The organism is Calothrix sp. FACHB-168 (genome assembly GCF_963889195.1).
Taxonomy (GTDB): Bacteria; Cyanobacteriota; Cyanobacteriia; order Cyanobacteriales; family Nostocaceae; genus Aulosira; species Aulosira anomala_A.
The window spans coordinates 38,711-58,221 of sequence record NZ_CAWPNJ010000053.1; the positions used below are offsets into that span (position 1 = coordinate 38,711).

At 41.0% G+C, this 19,511-nt stretch carries 12 protein-coding genes and 1 rRNA gene; 9 read left to right on the forward strand and 4 right to left on the reverse strand.

Annotated features, from left to right (window positions below; translation table 11 throughout):
* Nucleotides 1-86: 86 nt before the first annotated feature.
* The gene (bcp, locus tag AACW45_RS28830; protein ID WP_190636361.1) at nucleotides 87-581 is read left to right on the forward strand and encodes a thioredoxin-dependent thiol peroxidase; all 495 of its coding nucleotides are present in this window, start codon (nucleotides 87-89) and stop codon (nucleotides 579-581) included.
* 208 nt (nucleotides 582-789) lie between these two features.
* Here bcp and AACW45_RS28835 read toward each other — a convergent pair whose 3' ends face one another.
* Nucleotides 790-6,618, reverse strand: coding sequence for a trifunctional serine/threonine-protein kinase/ATP-binding protein/sensor histidine kinase (locus AACW45_RS28835; protein ID WP_190636342.1), 5,829 nt, complete (start codon nucleotides 6,616-6,618; stop codon nucleotides 790-792).
* 119 nt (nucleotides 6,619-6,737) lie between these two features.
* On the opposite strand from AACW45_RS28835, the gene AACW45_RS28840 reads away from it, so the two are divergent.
* Nucleotides 6,738-6,890, forward strand: coding sequence for a hypothetical protein (locus AACW45_RS28840; protein ID WP_190546294.1), 153 nt, complete (start codon nucleotides 6,738-6,740; stop codon nucleotides 6,888-6,890).
* A gap of 244 nt (nucleotides 6,891-7,134) precedes the next feature.
* The gene (locus tag AACW45_RS28845) at nucleotides 7,135-8,301 is read left to right on the forward strand and encodes a cysteine desulfurase family protein (protein WP_190636344.1); all 1,167 of its coding nucleotides are present in this window, start codon (nucleotides 7,135-7,137) and stop codon (nucleotides 8,299-8,301) included.
* 98 nt (nucleotides 8,302-8,399) lie between these two features.
* Here AACW45_RS28845 and AACW45_RS28850 read toward each other — a convergent pair whose 3' ends face one another.
* The 3 genes from AACW45_RS28850 to lepA form a co-directional block, all read right to left on the reverse strand.
* A complete protein-coding gene (locus AACW45_RS28850) occupies nucleotides 8,400-9,467 on the reverse strand; it encodes a cyanophycinase (RefSeq protein WP_190636346.1) in 1,068 nt (355 codons plus the stop codon).
* Between the two features lie 150 nt (nucleotides 9,468-9,617).
* Nucleotides 9,618-10,808, reverse strand: a complete 1,191-nt coding sequence (locus tag AACW45_RS28855) for a glycosyltransferase family 4 protein (protein WP_190636349.1) — start codon at nucleotides 10,806-10,808, stop codon at nucleotides 9,618-9,620.
* A 448-nt stretch (nucleotides 10,809-11,256) separates the two neighbouring features.
* Nucleotides 11,257-13,068 carry a translation elongation factor 4 gene (gene lepA / locus AACW45_RS28860; protein WP_190636351.1) on the reverse strand — a complete coding sequence of 604 codons (1,812 nt, stop codon included), beginning with the start codon at nucleotides 13,066-13,068 and terminating at the stop codon, nucleotides 11,257-11,259.
* A gap of 521 nt (nucleotides 13,069-13,589) precedes the next feature.
* Here lepA and AACW45_RS28865 point away from each other — a divergent pair.
* From AACW45_RS28865 to AACW45_RS28890, 6 genes are all read left to right on the forward strand, one after another.
* Nucleotides 13,590-13,826, forward strand: coding sequence for a hypothetical protein (locus AACW45_RS28865; protein ID WP_096643538.1), 237 nt, complete (start codon nucleotides 13,590-13,592; stop codon nucleotides 13,824-13,826).
* A 172-nt stretch (nucleotides 13,827-13,998) separates the two neighbouring features.
* A complete protein-coding gene (locus AACW45_RS28870; protein ID WP_190636353.1) occupies nucleotides 13,999-15,759 on the forward strand; it encodes an ATP-binding protein in 1,761 nt (586 codons plus the stop codon).
* Between the two features lie 441 nt (nucleotides 15,760-16,200).
* On the forward strand, nucleotides 16,201-16,431 hold the full coding sequence (locus AACW45_RS28875; RefSeq protein ID WP_096643540.1) for a NifU family protein: 231 nt from the start codon (nucleotides 16,201-16,203) through the stop codon (nucleotides 16,429-16,431).
* A 319-nt stretch (nucleotides 16,432-16,750) separates the two neighbouring features.
* The gene (locus AACW45_RS28880) at nucleotides 16,751-18,985 is read left to right on the forward strand and encodes a glycoside hydrolase (RefSeq protein ID WP_190636363.1); all 2,235 of its coding nucleotides are present in this window, start codon (nucleotides 16,751-16,753) and stop codon (nucleotides 18,983-18,985) included.
* 2 nt (nucleotides 18,986-18,987) lie between these two features.
* Nucleotides 18,988-19,236: a hypothetical protein gene (locus AACW45_RS28885; protein WP_190636355.1), complete on the forward strand. Its 249-nt coding sequence runs from the start codon at nucleotides 18,988-18,990 to the stop codon at nucleotides 19,234-19,236.
* A 179-nt stretch (nucleotides 19,237-19,415) separates the two neighbouring features.
* A 16S ribosomal RNA gene (locus AACW45_RS28890) occupies nucleotides 19,416-19,511 on the forward strand; the annotation flags it as partial.

A 19,511-nucleotide genomic window follows, 5' to 3' on the forward strand; every position in this document is an offset into this window, starting at 1 on the left:
ATTTGTCAGTGGTTGAGAAGATAATTCACACTCAACCGTCAACAAATTATAGGTACAATTCTAAAGCGATCGCTCTTTTATCAATTATGAGTAATCTTCCCCAAATCGGACAACCAGCACCTGAATTTTCCATTCCTGACGAACACGAAACTCCCGTCAGTCTAACGGATTTTAGCGGTCAATGGGTGGTGCTTTATTTTTACCCCAAAGATAACACCCCAGGTTGCACCACAGAAGCCAAAGATTTTACCGAATTAAATCAACAATTTAGCGCAATGGGCGCAAAAATCTTCGGCGTAAGTCCAGATTCTAGCCAATCTCATTGTAAATTTATCGCTAAACATAACTTAACAATTACCCTATTAAGCGATCCAGAACACGATTTAGCCGAAGTTTATGGAATTTGGCAATTAAAGAAGTTTATGGGTAAAGAATATATGGGAGTTGTGCGCTCAACTTTCCTCATCGATCCTGATGGAAAAATTGCTTATACTTGGTCAAATGTGAAAGTTAAAGCTCATGCTCAACAAGTTTTAAATAAACTGCAAGAATTGGCAACCATATCAACTGCTTCATCTTAGTTTCAACCGACGACAATTTTTAACATTGACTTAAGTTGAAAATGGGCATTGGGCATTGGGCATGGGGCATGGGAAAAGAGCTTTTGTTGTGAATGGCTGGCTTGAAAATAAAAGTTATACCAATTGGAAAAAAGAATGCGCCAGATTGTAGGGGCATTGGCACTGCCATTCCCCGAAGCGCTTAAATCCTGATTAGCTTACGAATATATTACAACGGTAGGTGGATAGCAAATATACTGCCTTCACCTAATTCAGAAATGACATCTATTAATCCTCCATGTTTTTCTGCAACGATTTGTTTAGCTATAGCCAACCCTAAGCCTGTGCCTTTACCAACACTTTTAGTAGTAAATAAATGGTCAAAAATCTTTTGTTTTACTTCTTCACTCATGCCTTTACCATTATCAGCAATGGCAATCTTAACGAGATCGTTTTCTACCGAAGTTGTCACGGTAATGCGGTTAGGATGAGCTTTAATTTCGTCAAAACTCCGTCCGTAATTGGATTCATCTAAGGCGTCAATGGCATTTGCTAAAATATTCATGAACACCTGATTTAATTGCCCGGGAAAACATTCTATTTTTGGTAAATTCCCGTAATTAGTTATTACTTCAATTGCGGGACGTTGTTCGTTAGCTTTGAGGCGATGTTTGAGAATTAAGATGGTACTATCAATACCTTCATGAATATTAAATGGTACTTTGTAATCTTTATCAGCACGGGAGAAAGTGCGTAGAGAAGTGCTGATATTTTTTAATCTATCGCAAGCCATTGTCATAGAATCCAGCATTTTGGGCAGGTCTTCTATGGTATATTCCAAATCAATTTCTGCTTCGTGGTCGAGGATTTCTTCAGTCTTATCGCTTAAGGTTTCTTGATAAAGTTTCAAATGTTCAATAATATCAGTGAAGGTGGGTTTAGCTTGTTTAAGACTGGCTGCAATAAATCCTAAAGGATTATTCATTTCGTGGGCGACACCAGCAACTAAGTTACCTAAGGCAGACATTTTTTCACTTTGTACCATTTGTAATTGGGCTTTTTGTAAATCTTGTAGTGCTTGTTCTAACTCTTGAGATTTTTGTTGAAGTTGAACTTCGGCAAGTTTGCGCTCTGTAATATCATCTGCTAGAGAAGCAACTCCAATTAATTCACCATCTGCATTTACAAGCGGATTATTATACCAAGCACAAATAATAGTTTTACCATCCTTTGTGATATTTTCATTAATACTGTAATTGCCGCCTTGTTGCGATAAAAGATTGCATACAATCTGCTCAATTTGGATTTGAATTGTTGGCGGAACAAGGAATTGAATTTGACGACCTAAAGCTTCCTGTTTGCTGTAGCCAAATATCCTTTCAGCAGCTGGATTCCAGTCAGTAACACAGAAATTAGTATCCCATTCTATGAATGCCAGTGGAGTTTGTTCTACCAATAGCTGAAGTCGTTTTCCTGATGCTTGCAAGTGCATCTGTGCAGCACTTAACTCATGGAGCGATCGCTCTAATTTTTGGCTGTATTCCTGAGAACGTCGATAAAGTCGGGCATTTTCTAAGGAAATAGCGGCTTGAGCGCAAAGTAAATTGAATAGTTCGACGCGATCGCTTGTAAACGCCCCTGTCACTAAATTATTTTCTAGATATAAAATCCCCAGTAATTTACCTTGATGCAAAATCGGGCTGCACAAAATACTTTTTGGCTGCTGATGCAGCATATAGGGATCGTTAGCTAAGGTGGTATCTGCAGTTGCATCCAGGAGTACCACAGTCTGTTGACTATGCTTGACTTTGTAAATGAGCTTCTGGGGAATAATATCTTGGCTGTCTGCTATGGGAAGACTTTGCAACACAATCGGTTGTGTTCCCTGGGTAATTGCGCCTTGAATTAGTAAATGATTGTCTTGCAGCAGCATTAACACACATTTATCAGCCCCAGCATTTTCAATCAAGATTCTCAGTAAGGATGAAAGTAGTTTGTCTAGTTCGATTTCACCAGAGATTGTCTGAAATGCTTTGAGAATTGCTTTTAAATCTAGAGTATCTGAGACACTACTGCTAGAACTAGAAGACGTGACACTCCCCAAGGCAAAGATAGTTTCATTAGTGGAAACAACAGAACGGCTTTGCTGTAAGATGGGGGCGAGTAATTGGGGATAGTGTCTTTCTAAATCAGCAATTTTGGCTTTTGCTCCCCAACGAGCATAACAATAGTAAGCTTCAATCATATACTCTTGAGCTATGCGCTGCTTGCCCCAATTTTGGTAAAATTTAGCGGCGAGTTCGTTAGCTAGTGCTTCTTCTTGTGTGTATTCGTTGGCTTTCGCCCCAGAAATTGCCTTATCGTACAGTTCGCTAGCTTCGGCTTTATGTCCGAAAACGCGACATTTTTCTGCTTCTACTAAATCAAACTTATGCTGGTGATTTATGGGTGCATGATACGCCCATCGCTGTAATTGAGTTTGATTTTTTTCTAGCCTCTCTAAGAGACTTGATTTTTCACTGGAGAATTGACTTAATTTTGTTAAAGCAATCAACGAATCATAAAAATAAAAAGCAGGTTCACCAATTTTCCCTGCGCCTCCCATGAAATAGTTTCTACACTCAAGGGCATAATTGTTAGCTTGCTCAATTTCCTCAAACAAAAAGCAAAGGGTCAATTTAGATGAATAGAAAATAAATAATCCATAGAAATCATTTGCAGACAGTAGCAAGGGGAGCAATTCTGTTTCTTGGAAAGCAGAGCCAGATAAAATAGTGGGATGCTCTGCAACACCCAATAAATTTAAAATTACTTGCCAATAAATCAGACAATAATTAGCTGATCCCAACTGCTTCAATTGCACTAAAGCATTGTAGTAAGTATGGGTTTCTCGTTCTAAGGTGGCGAGGGGTTGACCGCACCAAAAAGAATATCGGCAGAAAGTCTGACCGCTATATCCGGCGTATTCCAGGTTGCCAACTTCTAGCCCCAGTGTGTAACTTTCACTCAACAGAGGTAATGTTTTTTTGAGGTGAGATTTGCGGTGGAGAATATAACTGCTCAACAGAAACAATACTTCAGATTTAGTTGTTTTATCATCAAATTTTGATGCCACATTCAATGATAATTGCCCAAATTGTGACGCCAAATCTATATTTTGCTGCACATTACAAAGAACAATACTATAGCAAGCATAGTTAGTGGCAGAAATAGATATATTGCCATACTGGAGGAATAATTTGACTAAAAAAGTAGCTAGTAATGGATACAAAGAAGACCCACTGGTGTAAGCTGCTGACATGATGCTACTGGTAATCTGGGCAATGGCAATTTTGTTTGCATCTGTCATCACCGGGAGGTTGACAAAATCTGCAACTTGGCGATCGCCAATCAGATCGCTAATTTCTTGCATTGACTGTTGAATATATTCTGGTGTGGGTGATTCGTTGATTGTTACGCCCAACTTTTGCAGCAGATCAATCCCAATTGCTAGCGCTTCAATAAGTTGACGGTGGGAAATTTTGGCTTGAATTCTCAAACGGTAAACATTGACTTGTTCTAGTAAAGAATGTGTCTGTTGGATGACAGTATTAATCAAGTTTTCCATCACCTCAAACTCACCACTCAGCATAGCGACTTCCGCAGCTAATTCATGGTAGGCGAGACTCATTTCATATTGCTGTTGCCAAGCATTTTCTCCTAACAAAGACAATCCCACTGTGGCATATTCACGAGCTGCTTTATAAGCGGTAGAATTTTTGGCTTTGCGACAGGCGGTGAGGTTAAGTTGAGCTAGTTCTGTTCGTTGTGTTTGTTCACTAATTAAACAAGTTCCGTAATTTAATTGATTAACAATTTCAAAAATGCGTTCAACTCTGGCATCTGGAGAAATTTGTTGCAGAAGTAATTGACCAATTTGATAGTGAGTTGCTTGTTTTTTCTCATCAGGAATCAGAGAATAAGCTGCTTGCTGGACGCGATCGTGTATAAATTTATAGGCAACATTTTGTTGATTTGTCGATATGTCTACAATATTTTCTTGCCCAACATAAAACTTATAAACATCACCAATTGGTACAATCAAACCTTCTTGTAATGCTTTCCATAAATAAGCTGCTGTTTCAATTTGAGATTGTTCTGCAACAATTGCTAAAGTGGCTAAATCAAAAGAATTACCAATACAAGCTGCCAGTTTGATGATTTCTTGTGTTGATGACGACAGTTTACGTAATTGCAGACTCATAAAAGCCACAACGTCATCTGTAACTGCTTGCATTGTTACTTGGGAAATATCACATTGCCAACAGCCTAATTCAAAATCAAAGTAAATGATATTTTCGTGATATAATGCTTTGAGAAACTGTGTAGCAAAAAAAGGATTACCTTCTGTTTTTTGATAGATTAATACAGAAAGATTCCATGCCAATTCTTCTGGACATTTGAGTGTGTCAGCAACTAATTTATTTACTTTCAAATTACTTAATGGTGCTAAAGTAATTGTGTTAATTGTTGCTTGTATCTTTTGAATTTCACTCAATGTCATCAATAATGGATGTCCTGAATGGACTTCGTTATCACGATATGCACCAATAATGAAAAGATACCCAGTATCAGCCATTAATAGCTGCATTAACTTTAATGATGCAGAATCAGCCCATTGCAAATCATCTAAAAATATGGCTAAGGGATGTTCTTTAGTTGTAAAGACTTGGGTGAATTTTTGAAATAATAAATTAAATCTATTTTCGGCGGCTGTCCCTGATAATTCTGAGGCTGGCGGTTGAATACCAATAATATTTTCTAATTCGGGAATGACTGCAATAATTACTTGTCCATTTTCGCCCACGGACTCTAATATTTTATTTCGCCATTGCTGAATTTGCAGATCGCTTTCGGTTAATAATTGCCCCATTAAATCACGAAATGCTTGCACAAATGCCGAAAAGGGAATATTCCGTTGAAATTGGTCATATTTACCTTTGATGAAATAGCCGCGTTGTCTAACAATTGGTTTATGCACTTCGTTGACAATGGCTGTTTTTCCAATTCCCGAATACCCCGCTACTAGCATCATTTCTGTTGCACCAAGACTGACTCTATCAAAGGCTTTTAGTAGGGTTTTTACCTCGGTTTCTCTGCCGTAAAGTTTATCAGGAATGATGAAGCGATCGCACAAATTCCTACTAGCAATTTCAAAGTCTTTAATCTCACCAGTTTCTTTTAGCTGAATTAGACAGTTTTCTAAATCAAATTTTAATCCCAACGCACTCTGATACCTATCTTCAGCATTTTTTGCCATCAGTTTCCTGACAATTTTTGAAATAACTGAAGGGATATCTTGATTAATTTTATGTACCAAAAGGGCTGTTTTAGCAATATGAGAATGTACCAATTCCATCGCATCAGTAGATGAAAATGGTAATTCTCCTGTGAGTAGTTCATAAAAAGTTACACCTAAGGAATAAAAATCTGTGCGATAGTCAATTCCGCGATTCATTCTCCCGGTTTGTTCTGGAGATATATAAGCAAGTGTTCCTTCTAATACGTTGGGATTGACTAATGTTTGAGTTTCTCTGGGTAATAAGGATGCAATACTAAAGTCAATTAATTTAACTTGTTTAGTTTCGGGGTTAATTAATATATTGCTGGGTTTGATATCTTTATGAATAATCCGCTCGTGGTAGAGTAAGTCTAGGATGTCACAGACTGCGATCGCTATGACTAAAAACTCCTCAACAGATGTGACAGGCTGATTTTTACGGAAATAATCCTTGAGAGAAATTCCGCCAAAGTCTTCCATGACTAACATATAGCCATTTTGTAAGGGTTCAAGGCTATAGGTTTGAATAATCAGAGGTGAGTTGAGATTTTTACCAATGGTGTACTGATTGCGAAATAACAACAGTTCATGGAAATTGGGATAAGGATTCTTCAGTAGTTTGATAACTACCGCTACTGAGTCACTTTCTCTGACTGCGCGATAAACTATTGTTCTCGAACCATTGTAGAGTTCTTCACTAATGCGATAACCAGGAATACTGACAAGAGTGCTAACCATATTGCGCTCATCTGATGATTTCTCGATCTAGTATTCCCAGATGTCTCAAATTTATCTGTAAGTTAGAGTCAAAATTTACACGAGTACAGCTTTCAGCAATCTGAGAGAATGTAGCCAAAATGGTGCTATTATCTCCTTTACTAGATTTAGCTGGATGTTATCGTGAGCCATTTTTATTAGCTACGGAAAAGTCGAGAGAAATTGCAATTGAGGATAAAGACGAAATTGTTAGAGGACGAATTGACGTTTTAGTTATTCAAGAACAACTGTAGTTGTGAGTAATTGAAGCTAAAAAAGCTAGTTTTTCCCTTTTAGAAGCTATACTGCAAGCGATCGCTGATATGCTGGCTAATCCTGAGCCAGATAAACCTGTGTTTGGCTGTGTAACCAGTGGCGAAGATTTGTAGTTGATCAAGCTAATTCAGCAAGATAAGTTTGAGTATGCTTTATCCGATAAATTTACGTTATCCGATTCTCAGGATATTCAAAAAATTGAGTTAATTTTTGAGTTGATATATGTCTAATCGCCCCATCTACCTAGATTGCCATGCTACCACCCCCGTTGACGAACGAGTATTAGCAGCAATGATTCCTTACTTCACAGAAAAGTTTGGTAATCCAGCAAGTATCAGTCATGTTTACGGTTGGGAAGCAGAAGCAGCTGTGAAACAGACGCGAGAAATTTTAGCAACAGCGATTAACGCCTCACCAGAAGAAATTGTTATTACTAGCGGGGCGACAGAAGCTAATAATTTGGCGATAAAAGGTGTAGCTGAAGCTTATTTTCAAAAAGGACAGCATATTATTACAGTGGCGACAGAACACAAAGCTGTTCTCGATCCCTGTGCATATTTAAAAACATTGGGTTTTGAAATTACAGTACTTCCCGTACAAAAAGACGGGTTAATTGATTTAACTGAGTTAGAAAAAGCGATCCGCCCAGAGACAATTTTAGTATCGGTAATGGCTGCAAATAACGAAATCGGCGTATTGCAGCCTTTATCAGCCATTGGTGAAATCTGCCGCGATCGCAATATTCTTTTCCACACCGATGCCGCCCAAGCTATTGGTAAAATTCCCTTGGATGTGCAAGCCCAAAAAATTGACTTAATGTCGCTAACAGCACATAAAGTATACGGCCCAAAAGGTATTGGCGCGTTATATGTCAAGAGACGCAACCCCAGAGTCCAAATCGCTCCCCAACAACATGGCGGCGGACACGAACGAGGAATGCGATCGGGTACATTATATACACCGCAAATCGTCGGTTTTGGTAAAGCTGTGGAAATCGCTTTAGCAGAACAAGCAACAGAAAACCAACGCCAGACACAACTGCGATTAAAACTGTGGGAACAGCTTTCGCAAATCGAAGGCGTTCATCTCAACGGACATCTTACCCAACGCCTACCAGGAAACCTAAGTATCAGCGTTGACGGCGTAGATGGTGCAGCACTTGGCTTAGGATTACAATCAATCATGGCAGTTTCCTCCGGTTCCGCTTGTAACTCCGCCGTAACAGCACCTTCCCACGTTCTCACCGCCTTAGGACATCCCCCACAGCTAGCCTACGCCTCAGTCCGCTTTGGCATTGGTCGCTTCAATACCCCAGAGGAGATTGATATCGCAGCCAAACATGCGATCGCCACTATTAAAAGTTTGCGCAAGCAGACGACTTTGGTGTGAGGACAAGGGAAGGGGGACAAATGACAATTGTACAGACGCGATTAATCGCGTCTCTAACAATTAACCCATGCCCCATGCCCCATGCCCCATGCCCCATTTCAATAAGGATCTGAACTAAACCTTCCCCGTTTGACACTCCGCAGATAATAACCCCTACTGGGTATGTTTTTTAAATCAAAGGTGTCGCCACGGGGAACGCGCCAAATTTTGTAGTCGTGGAATGTTAGAGGTGTGCGGGGTTTGCAAACTTCTGGGGGGCGATCGCCTAAAATAAAATATGCTGCACCCCTACCCATCACTTTTGCCAAACCATATTTATCAACCACAACCGATGTTTCTTCGCTAATGGCGATACCTAAAGCCCGTTGAGTTTTGCCATCCTGAATTTGACGGGCGATAAAAGCCATAATTCTCCCCATTCTTTTGCGCCTGTCAAAGTGAGTATCGACAATGGTTCCCGCAAGATGCCGCCATTTAAAAAAGTTGTAAGTAAAGGTAATATCCTGATAAGGATCTTCTAGGGCATCTCTGGTTTCAATCCCTTCTTCCGAAGAAGCACAAGCATCATAAACAAATTCGCTTTGGATCATCGCCCCCGCACTAGTACCGCCAACTCCCCCACCTCTGGCGTAAACAGAATTGACAGCCGCCTCTAGTTTAGTGCCTTTCCAGTTACGGATGTATTGGCATTGGTCGCCGCCAGCAATAAAAATTACATCTGCTTTGCGGATTTTATCAACAATCTCCGCTTTGTTAGCATCGTTACGATTGCTGACAATCAGCGTCTCTGCTGACTTTACGCCTTTCATCTCATAAATCAGTCGAGTGTAATCGTGATTACCATAGGTGCGAAGAACTACAACATTCACCTTAGTAGCGCAGTTAGTACCGCCCCTCACCTGGTGAATCATCCATTGAATCGCCTCCTCAACATCAGGGCCACCACCACCCAAGTTAAGCACAGGCCCGGCCAGGTGAGGTAAGGCAGGTAAAGCAGCAGGTAAGCTAGGTAAGGGAGCTACAGGAGAATCAAAATCCTCGGTAATGTCCTGAAAATAGCGTCTCAAGTTTGCTGTAATATGGGTGATGAAGGTGGTTCCCATCTTCAGCAACATGGTTCCTAAATTTTTTAACCACTTTGCTATATTTGGAAAAGCCTTAGTCATGCTAACCTTCTGGTGCAAACTGCAATTATTTGCTAACTCTCTCACCAGAAGGGGTGAAATTCCCAGCGTACAAGGGTTGTACTGTTTTTTAACCCTAAAAAAGCAGGGTAATCTTTTATTCTCTGCTCTGTTTTTCGTTGCTTGTGCAATTTAAAACCAGTCTATTTGCGATCGCTCTTTCACAACTCGCTCATACACAGCTTCAGTTTGCAAAGCTAATTTTGGCCAGCTAAAGCGTCTCTCTAAATCCTCATAAGCATTATCAATCAGCCATTGGCGATAACCAGGATTTTTCAACACCTCCAATATTCCCCAAGCAATTGAGTCAGGACTATTTACCCAGGTAACAATCCCGGTTTTTGTATGTTGTACTACTTCCGGAAAACCACCAGTATCAGATACAACTACAGGAACCCGCGAGGCAAAACTTTCCAACGCAACTATACCAAAGGGTTCATAAAGACTGGGGAAAACTGCACAGTCAGCTACAGTCTGAAATTTATCTAAGTATTCATCAGACAGAAAACCAGTAAAATAGCATTTATGCCAAATTCCCAAATCCCAAGCTTGACGCTTGAGATGGTCGGTATTACCGCCACCAACAATCACAAATTTAACATTACCATTCATTTCCCCCAGTACCTTGGGTGCAGCATTGAGTAATAAAGGCACACCCTTCTCGTAAGTCATGCGTCCAACATAGTAGACAATTTTTTCATTGTCTTCAGCAAATTGGCGGCGAAAATTATCAGCATAAAAACCTTCATGATGCTGTTTCTTTTCTGGCCGAATTCCGTTAAAAATTACATCAATTTTATCCCAAGGGCTATGTAATACTCTTTCTACTTCCCGGCGCATATATTCGCTACAAACAATAATTCGCCAAGCGTTGAAAGCTAACAAATTCTCTTTCCCACTGATATAGCGTTGGGTGTCTGTATGAATACCGTTATAGCGTCCGTATTCAGTCGCGTGAATTGTCGCAATTAGGGGTATTTTAAAGTTACTCTTAAGAGCGATCGCCGCATCACCAACTAACCAATCATGAGCATGAATTAAATCAAAAGGGCCTTCTTCTATAATGAGTTTGCCACCATGATGTCCCATGCTCTCATTTACGTTGACTATCCAGTGAAAAAAATCTCTACTAGCAGCTACCGGGACTCGATGTACATGGATTCCTTCTACTAATTCATACATCGAAGCTTGACCGTGTTCCACTGTTATTAAATGAATTTCATGCCCCAGCTTCACCAATTCAGGATATAACTCTGCCACATGACGCGCAATCCCGCCAACTATCCTTGGTGGAAATTCCCAACTTAATACCAATATCTTCATTTACTAGACCCCCCAATGCTTGAGAAATAACAAATAGCTAAAAAATTATATTTATAAGGTATAAGTGTGACGATTCCAGTGAGTATATCTACTAAAAATTTAAATTTCTTAATATTTTTTCAGTTATTACTTCTGAAATATAAATATTAGCAAAGCAAAATTTTTCGAGTAAACTTCATCTACATTTAGCGACTTGCTATCATACAGCAAGTTGATACAAATCTTTCCAGATATTCATCTTCATCAATTGAGTCAGCAAATCCTGAAGATTGTGCCAAAATTTAACATTTTTAAGTAAAACAATTTAGTTAAATATTTTCAGCCCTCAAATAAAGCAAAAACCCCATTACACTTTTCAGGAATGGGGATAAAGGAGATGCAGGGACAAGGAAAACAAAAAAGAAATTTATGATTTTAGATTAAATCCCTTATGCCCTATGCCCAACTATCAACTTTGATCTAGTCGCAAAACAGCCATAAAAGCTTCCTGTGGAACATCCACCGTACCCACAGATTTCATCCGCTTTTTACCTTTGGCTTGTTTTTGCAAAAGTTTCTTCTTCCGGCTGATATCACCACCATAGCATTTGGCTAGTACGTCTTTGCGCAAAGCTGGGATATGTTCGCTGGCGATAACTTTACTACCAATACTCGCTTGAATGGGTACTTTAAATTGATGGCGGGGAATCAATTCTTTCAGCTTTTCTGCCATCGAGCGACCAACATTGTAAGCTTTATCGCGGTGGACAATCATCGCCAAAGAATCCACCGGATCGCCATTAATCATAATATCCAGCTTCACCAAAGGATTTTCGCGATAACCAATCAGGTGATATTCCATACTCGCATAACCGCGCGATCGCGATTTCATTTGGTCAAAAAAGTCCGTCACCACTTCCGCCAAAGGTAGCTCGTATGTCAGCGTCGTCCGCCCTTGGGTGAGATATTTCATATCCTTGAAAATACCCCGGCGATTTTGCGACAACTCCATCAAAGTCCCTACGTAGGTCTCAGGTGTAATCATTTCCACCTTAACGTAAGGCTCTTCAATTTTCTCGCGTTCGTTGGGAGAGGGTAAATGGCTTGGATTATCTATATACAGTTCCTCACCCTTGAGAGTAGTCACCTTATAAACCACAGAAGGGGCTGTAATAATTAAATCTAAGTTATATTCCCTTTCCAACCGTTCTTGAACAATTTCCATGTGCAACAAACCCAAGAACCCGCACCGGAAACCAAAGCCCATAGCGCTGGAAGTTTCTGGTTCGTAATGTAGCGCCGCATCATTTAGCCTCAGCTTTTCTAAAGCTTCCCGCAAGTCTTCAAATTGATCAGCATCGATGGGGAACATCCCACAAAAGACCATCGGGTTAGCTTCTGTGTACCCTGGTAAAGCTTCTGGAGCCTTAGCGTTAGCTAGGGTAATGGTATCCCCTACCCGCGCATCAGCCACAGCTTTAATGGCGGCAGCTAAATAACCTACTTCCCCAGCGTGGAGTTCATCAACTTGCTTCTGAGTCGGAGAGAGAACCCCTAACTCATCAATTTCATATTCTTTTTCAGAAGCCATTAAATAAATGCGATCGCCTTTTTTCAGGCTACCATCCATCACTCGGAAGTAAACAATTACACCCCGGTAGCTGTCATAGTAGCTATCAAAAATTAACGCCCGCAAGCGCTGATCTACAGTATTCGGCGCTGGTGGTACGCGCTCAACAATCGCCTCTAAAATCTCATTAATCCCAATACCTTCTTTAGCTGAGGCTAAAATCGCACCACTGCAATCTAAGCCGATAATTTCTTCAATTTCGCTAATAACTCGGTCTGGTTCTGCACCTGGTAAATCGATTTTATTTAAAACCGGGATAATTTCCAGATTATGTTCCAGAGCCAAATACACATTAGCCAAAGTTTGCGCTTCTACGCCTTGAGAAGCATCCACCACCAACAGCGCCCCCTCACAAGCAGCCAGAGAGCGGGACACCTCATAAGAAAAATCTACGTGTCCAGGCGTATCAATTAAATTCAAAACATACTGCTGACCATCTTTAGCAGTGTAGTTCATTCGGGCAGCTTGCAGCTTAATGGTAATGCCGCGCTCCCGTTCCAGATCCATATTGTCGAGAAACTGCTCCTTCATCTGCCGATCTTCAACAGTACCAGTAGCTTGGAGTAAGCGATCGGCAAGGGTGGATTTCCCGTGGTCGATGTGAGCAATAATACAAAAATTGCGAATGCGAACTGCGGGAACGTCAGTCATATATCATCTTTGCTGAAAAAGCAACCAAGGTTAACAGAGCAAATTACTTAATGTATTTTAATGCTTTATTAGTCAATGGTCAGTTGTCATTTGTCATTCGTCATTCGTCCCCCTTGTCCCCCTTGTCCCCCTTGTCCCCCTTGTCCCCCTTGTCCTCCTTGTCCCCCTTCCCTACCCCCTAACCATTCCCTTTGAAGAATCGATAAAACTCTATGGTTACTTGCTGGTATTGATCGACCAGAAGCGTACAATAAATATGTATAAGTACATAGTGTAGGAGCGCAGGTAAGTCAACCCGTAATTGCTCGTAACGATTAATTGACTGACAAAGCTTCTAGAGCTATTGTCTGGTAAATTTCATTAACAATTCTCACTTGTATGCAGCATCTGTTAATTTGGTAAAATTTCGGGGAACTATGTAACTATAAATTTTTGCATTTGTTCAGTAAACCTAATCCGAAATTCATAATAGTACTGCTTGACAAAGTTTTTCAAAAGAAAATTCCTGAGTATATAAACCTATGAATATGAAAGAAAAAGCTACCGATGCGGAACACAGACAAACCGATAAGGTAGAAATTGCTGTCCGCCTAGACTCCGAATTAGTAGAGCAAATTCAGCATTTAACCAATGACCCCAGCAAAGTAATTGAAGTAGCAATTCGCCAATGGCTACGGGGTGAAGTTCCTAGAGACGACGAACTGACACGTACTCCTGTACGTTCACCTATTCCACCTCGCGGAGAATGGAACGACTAACTATATAAATAGAATGTAAATTCAAAATCAAAAAAATGTAAAATTTGCCACTTTGGCGCAGAAAAGAACTAAAACTTCAACTCAAGACTTCAAAGCTGTAATAATTTATGCCAAACTTTAAGCAGCTTTAGTAATAATGTCGTCGGCTGCTATTTGTCTATCCAACTCCATAATGACTATTACTGCTAATTCCCAATTGCCGAATTTATTCTCCCAGAATCGTAATTCTATCAATCATCCGACAGACTATTTATTACCAACTCTAGGTGCAGAGCTGGTATACACTCAAGATGAGTCAGGCCGTTACCTGGCTTTTTATTGGCAGCACAGTGAAGTTCTAGGGTTAAATCCCGAGCAGATAGTAGATGAGTGTAACGAGCGGGCTATCTTTGAGCCAGTGGAGAAAGTAGCCTATTTGGAGCGATTACACCGGATTTTGACAAACCTAGTGCCAGAAAAACTACAGTGCTGGTTTAGTTACGGCCAAGAGTTATTTGAGTTGGAGTTAGTAATCACGCCAATTATGCCCCAGTTGGGGAAAGCAGCCACCACTGTTTTGGTTATGGGACGCTTACTACAAGCAAAAGTCAACAGAACCACAATAGATGTCATCACCAAAACACCTACTCAAATAGAGTTAACTGTACGTTCCCAGCGACACCAGAAACTGGTGACTAGAGTCACGAAAAATATTCGCCGTAATTTAGATCTGGATGTAATTTGGCAACAAACAGTTGATAGTTTGGGTAAAGTCCTCCGGCTAGAGCGTTGTATAATTTGTTCCCACCAGCCGCGCAGTTCTAAAATTCAGGTGAAAGCAGAGTATTATCAAAACCAGAGCAAATTTATGCTCAACCAAGATATAGATATCGCTGATGAACCTGCTTTTGCCGATGCTTTGACTACTCTAGAACCAGTAGTCATGGAATCGCCTGAATATACTCTGTGTCCAAAACAGAAAGTTTTAGTAGTAGCTACATCTTATCAAGACCAAGCCAATGGATTAGTAGCCTTGACAGTCCCAGAAGAATGCTATCCATTGACAGAAGCCGAAATTGAACTAGCCAAAGAAGTAGCCGATCAGTTAGGAACAGCGATCGCTCATGCTACCTTATACAAAGAATTAGAATCAGCCCGTCAAAAAGCCGAAGACGCTTCCCGTCTTAAAAGCGAATTTCTTGCTAACGTCTCCCATGAAATTCGTACCCCCCTCAACGGGATGATTGGTTTTCTCAAGCTGATTTTAGAAGGAATGGCAGACGATCCAGAAGAACAAAATCAATTTCTTCAAGAAGCTCACCATTTATCAATTCATTTACTCAATATCATCAACGATATTTTGGACATTGCCAAAATCGAAGCTGGCAAAATGGAGCTAGATTGTAGTCCAGTCCAATTAGCTGAGTTATTTAGTGATGTAGACAACTTTATGCGTCCCCAAGCTCAAATGAGAAACTTGAGCTTCCAGATGCAATTACCTACTACCTCAGATGAGATTATTGTTCAAGGTAATTACCAACGCCTCCTACAAGTCATGCTCAACTTAGTAGGTAATGCTATTAAATTTACCCAAGAAGGTGGAATTACCATCAGCGCCGATATTGTCCTCAAAAAAATCAAATTTCAAGGGCAACCATTTCCTGGTATGGTCAGAGTGCGCGTAGCAGATACGGGTATTGGTGTATCTTTAGACAAACAAGACAAATTATTTCAATTATTTTCCCAAGTTGATGGTTCTCGCACCCGCCAGTATGGAGGTACAGGTTTGGGATTAGCAATTTCACAGAAGTTAGTCGAGGCTATGGGTGGTGAAGTACACTTTTACAGCCTGGGTGAAGGACTGGGATCGACAGTTACATTTACAGTTCCCCTGTATCAACAGCCAGTAATTGTTTCTACAAGTGACAACGATTTTCCCAGCAATCTGTGTTAATCCAGGTTAATAAATGACAAAATTGCCATTTATGACAAATAATTGGATAATAATGCCAAAAACTGCACAACAGTTTATTCTGTAACTCTTATATCCATATAAATAAATATTACCGATCTACCGATCTGTGGAAATCAAAAGTCACAGGTAATCAATCAAAATAATTATATTTTCAGCTTTAGCGCTATTCTCAAACTAATCTTCCCACAAAAATACAACACTATATCGATAGCTGTGTGGTGAATAGCTTATTCTTGGGATATTTACAAAGTCATCACAAACAGATAACTGACTACCAATAACTAACAACTAGCTGCAATTGGATCTAGGATCGTTTTAAAAGCAAAAAAAGAAAATGTTGGGAACTGGCTTTTTAGTTGTGCTTTAGCTCCACTATAGACTAATTTCCCATGCTTTCAGTTCATTGACAGGACACAAACTATGGAACTAACAATTGACAACGTGGAAACAGTACTAGATGAAATGCGCCCTTATTTGATCTCTGATGGCGGCAACGTAGAAGTAGTAGAACTAGATGGGCCTATAGTCAAATTGCGCTTGCAAGGAGCCTGTGGTTCTTGTCCTAGTTCTACCATGACCTTAAGAATGGGTATTGAGCGCCGCTTAAAGGAAATGATTCCCGAAATTGCCGAAGTCGAGCAAGTAATCTAGGGACTAGAGATTAGGGGCTAGGGACTAGGGGCTAGGGGCTAGGAGAATTTTAGATTTTGCGAAAAGTCGGAGCGCCTGCTTCCGGCGATCTGTTAGCGACGCAGGAGCGTCACTTTTCAAGACAGATTTGCGATTTTGGATTCCAATCTAAAATCTAAAATCCAAAATCCAAAATTGTTTTCAATGCCCCATACCCTATATCCTATGCCCCATAGTGCTACTTGCTAGCCTGCGGGAAGCCATTTCGCGTTTACAAGTCGGCAAACCCGGCTCAGGAAGTGGCTTACCCATGCCCCATGCCCCATGCCCCATTATTCCTATGACCCAACCTCTCTACGTCGCTTTTATTTGGCATCAACATCAGCCACTGTACAAGTCCCCTGGTAGCAGCATTTCGTTATCTTCCAGCCAACAGTACCGCTTACCTTGGGTTAGGTTGCATGGCACCAAGGATTATCTAGATTTGGTGTTACTTTTGGAAAAATATCCTAAATTACACCAAACAGTAAATTTGGTTCCCTCATTAATATTGCAACTAGAAGATTACATAGCAGGTACAGCTTTAGATCCTTATCTCACAGCCAGTTTGACACCAGTTGAACAATTAACTCAAGAACAACGGGAATTTATTGTCCAACATTTTTTTGATGCCAATCACCACACCCTGATCGATCCTCATCCGCGCTATAGCCAGTTGTATCATCAAAGGCAAGATAAAGGACAAGCTTGGTGTTTAGAGAATTGGCAACGGCAAGATTACAGCGATTTGCTAGCTTGGCACAATCTTGCCTGGATAGATCCGCTATTTTGGGATGATCCAGAAATTGCCAGTTGGTTAAAACAAGGTCGCGATTTTACTTTAAGCGATCGCCAACGTATTTATTCCAAACAACGAGAAATCCTCAGCCGCATCATTCCCCAGCACCGGAAAATGCAAGCAGCAGGGCAACTAGAAGTCACAACTACCCCCTACACTCACCCAATTTTACCCTTACTAGCAGATACTAATTCCGGTCGCGTAGCTATACCCCAAATGAATTTGCCACAGCGACGGTTTCAGTGGGCAGAAGATATTCCTCGACATTTGCAAAAAGCTTGGGATTTATATACAGACCGCTTTGGTCAAGAACCTCGCGGTTTATGGCCTTCCGAGCAGTCAGTGAGTCCAGCAGTATTACCATATATTATAAAACAAGGTTTTAAGTGGATTTGCTCAGATGAAGCTGTCTTAGGATGGACGCTAAAACACTTTTTTCATCGTGATGGAGCCGGGAATGTTGAAGAACCAGAACTTTTATATCGTCCCTATCGCCTAGCAACCCCCTCTGGTGATTTAGCAATTGTTTTCCGCGATCACCGATTATCAGATTTAATTGGCTTCACCTATGGAGCAATGCCAGCAAAACAAGCAGCCGCAGACTTAGTTGGACACCTGCAAGCGATCGCCAAAATGCAGCGAGACAAACAAAGCGAACAGCCTTGGTTAGTTACAATTGCCTTAGATGGTGAAAATTGCTGGGAATTTTATCCCCAAGACGGTAAACCCTTCCTGGAAGCCTTATATCAAAGTTTAGAATTAGAACCCAATATCAAACTAGTCACTGTCTCCGAATTTCTCGCACAATTTCCCGCCACAGCCACTATCCCCGGAGAACAGCTACATAGTGGTTCTTGGGTAGATGGTAGCTTTACCACTTGGATTGGCGATCCTGCCAAAAATCGTGCTTGGGACTACCTCACCCAAGCCAGAGAAACCCTAGCCAGTCACCCAGAAGCCACCGAAGAAAATAACCCCGAAGCCTGGGAAGCACTATATGCAGCCGAAGGTTCCGATTGGTTCTGGTGGTTTGGGGAAGGACATTCCTCAAATCAGGATGCAATTTTTGACCAATTATTCCGAGAACATCTTTACGGCATTTACAAAGCCTTAAATGAACCCATACCCCCATATCTCAGACAACCACTAGAAGTACATGCCGCCAGGACAGATCATAGCCCCCAAGGGTTTATTCATCCCATCATTGATGGGAAAGGTGATGAACAGGACTGGGACAAAGCCGGACGCTTAGAAATAGGCGGAGCCAGGGGAACCATGCATATCAGTAGCCCCATTCAGCGACTGTGGTATGGAGTAGATCATCTTAACTTTTATTTGCGAATGGACTTAAAAAGCGGCATTACTCCAGGTCGAGATTTGCCAGCAGAGTTGAACTTACTATGGTTCTATCCCGATAAAACCATGCTGAATAGTCCAATACCCTTAGCAGAAGTCCCAGATATCGCTCCAGTTAATTATCTATTTCACCACCATTTGGAGATTAACTTACTGACGCAATCAATTCAGTTTCGCGAAGCTGGAGAGAATTTTCAATGGCATCCCCGGTTTAGCCGCGCTCAAGTCGCTTTCAATACCTGCTTAGAAGTAGCCGTCCCTTGGGCAGATTTACAAGTCCCACCCGATTACCCCCTGCGCCTGATTTTTGTCTTCTCAGATGAAGGGCGATTTACTAGTTATCTGCCAGAAAATGCCCTAATTCCTATTGCTGTTCCTTAATTTTGACTCAAGCAAACAAGCTACTTATCAATTCATCTCACCCTGGGGAAGTGTTACTAGTATTTTTCTTCAGGGTATTTTTATCTGCCACTACAGCATATATTCCGCTCGCATCAGATGTACTGGCAAATCATGGGGATGAAAGGCGACAGAATGTAGGCTTGATAGGCGATCGCGTAGCCTTGACAAAAAGTTCTCAAAAAAAGTTTGTCGAACCCCTTGACGAAACTGAAAAACAATTGCTATCTTGAATAAGTGCTGAGGCGAGAGACCGCCGCAGCGACCGAACCGAGACAAAAGAATACTTTGAAAGCTAAAGAAAAACCAATCCTCGTCAAACAGGTTTTTTGAGTAAACTCAAAACTTAACCAAAAATTATAGCAGGATTTCCGAAGTCGAAAGAAAAATTCGGAAAGACAAACGATTCAACAAAATGGAGAGTTTGATCCTGGCTCAGGATGAACGCTGGCGGTATGCTTAACACATGCAAGTCGAACGGTCTCTTCGGAGATAGTGGCGGACGGGT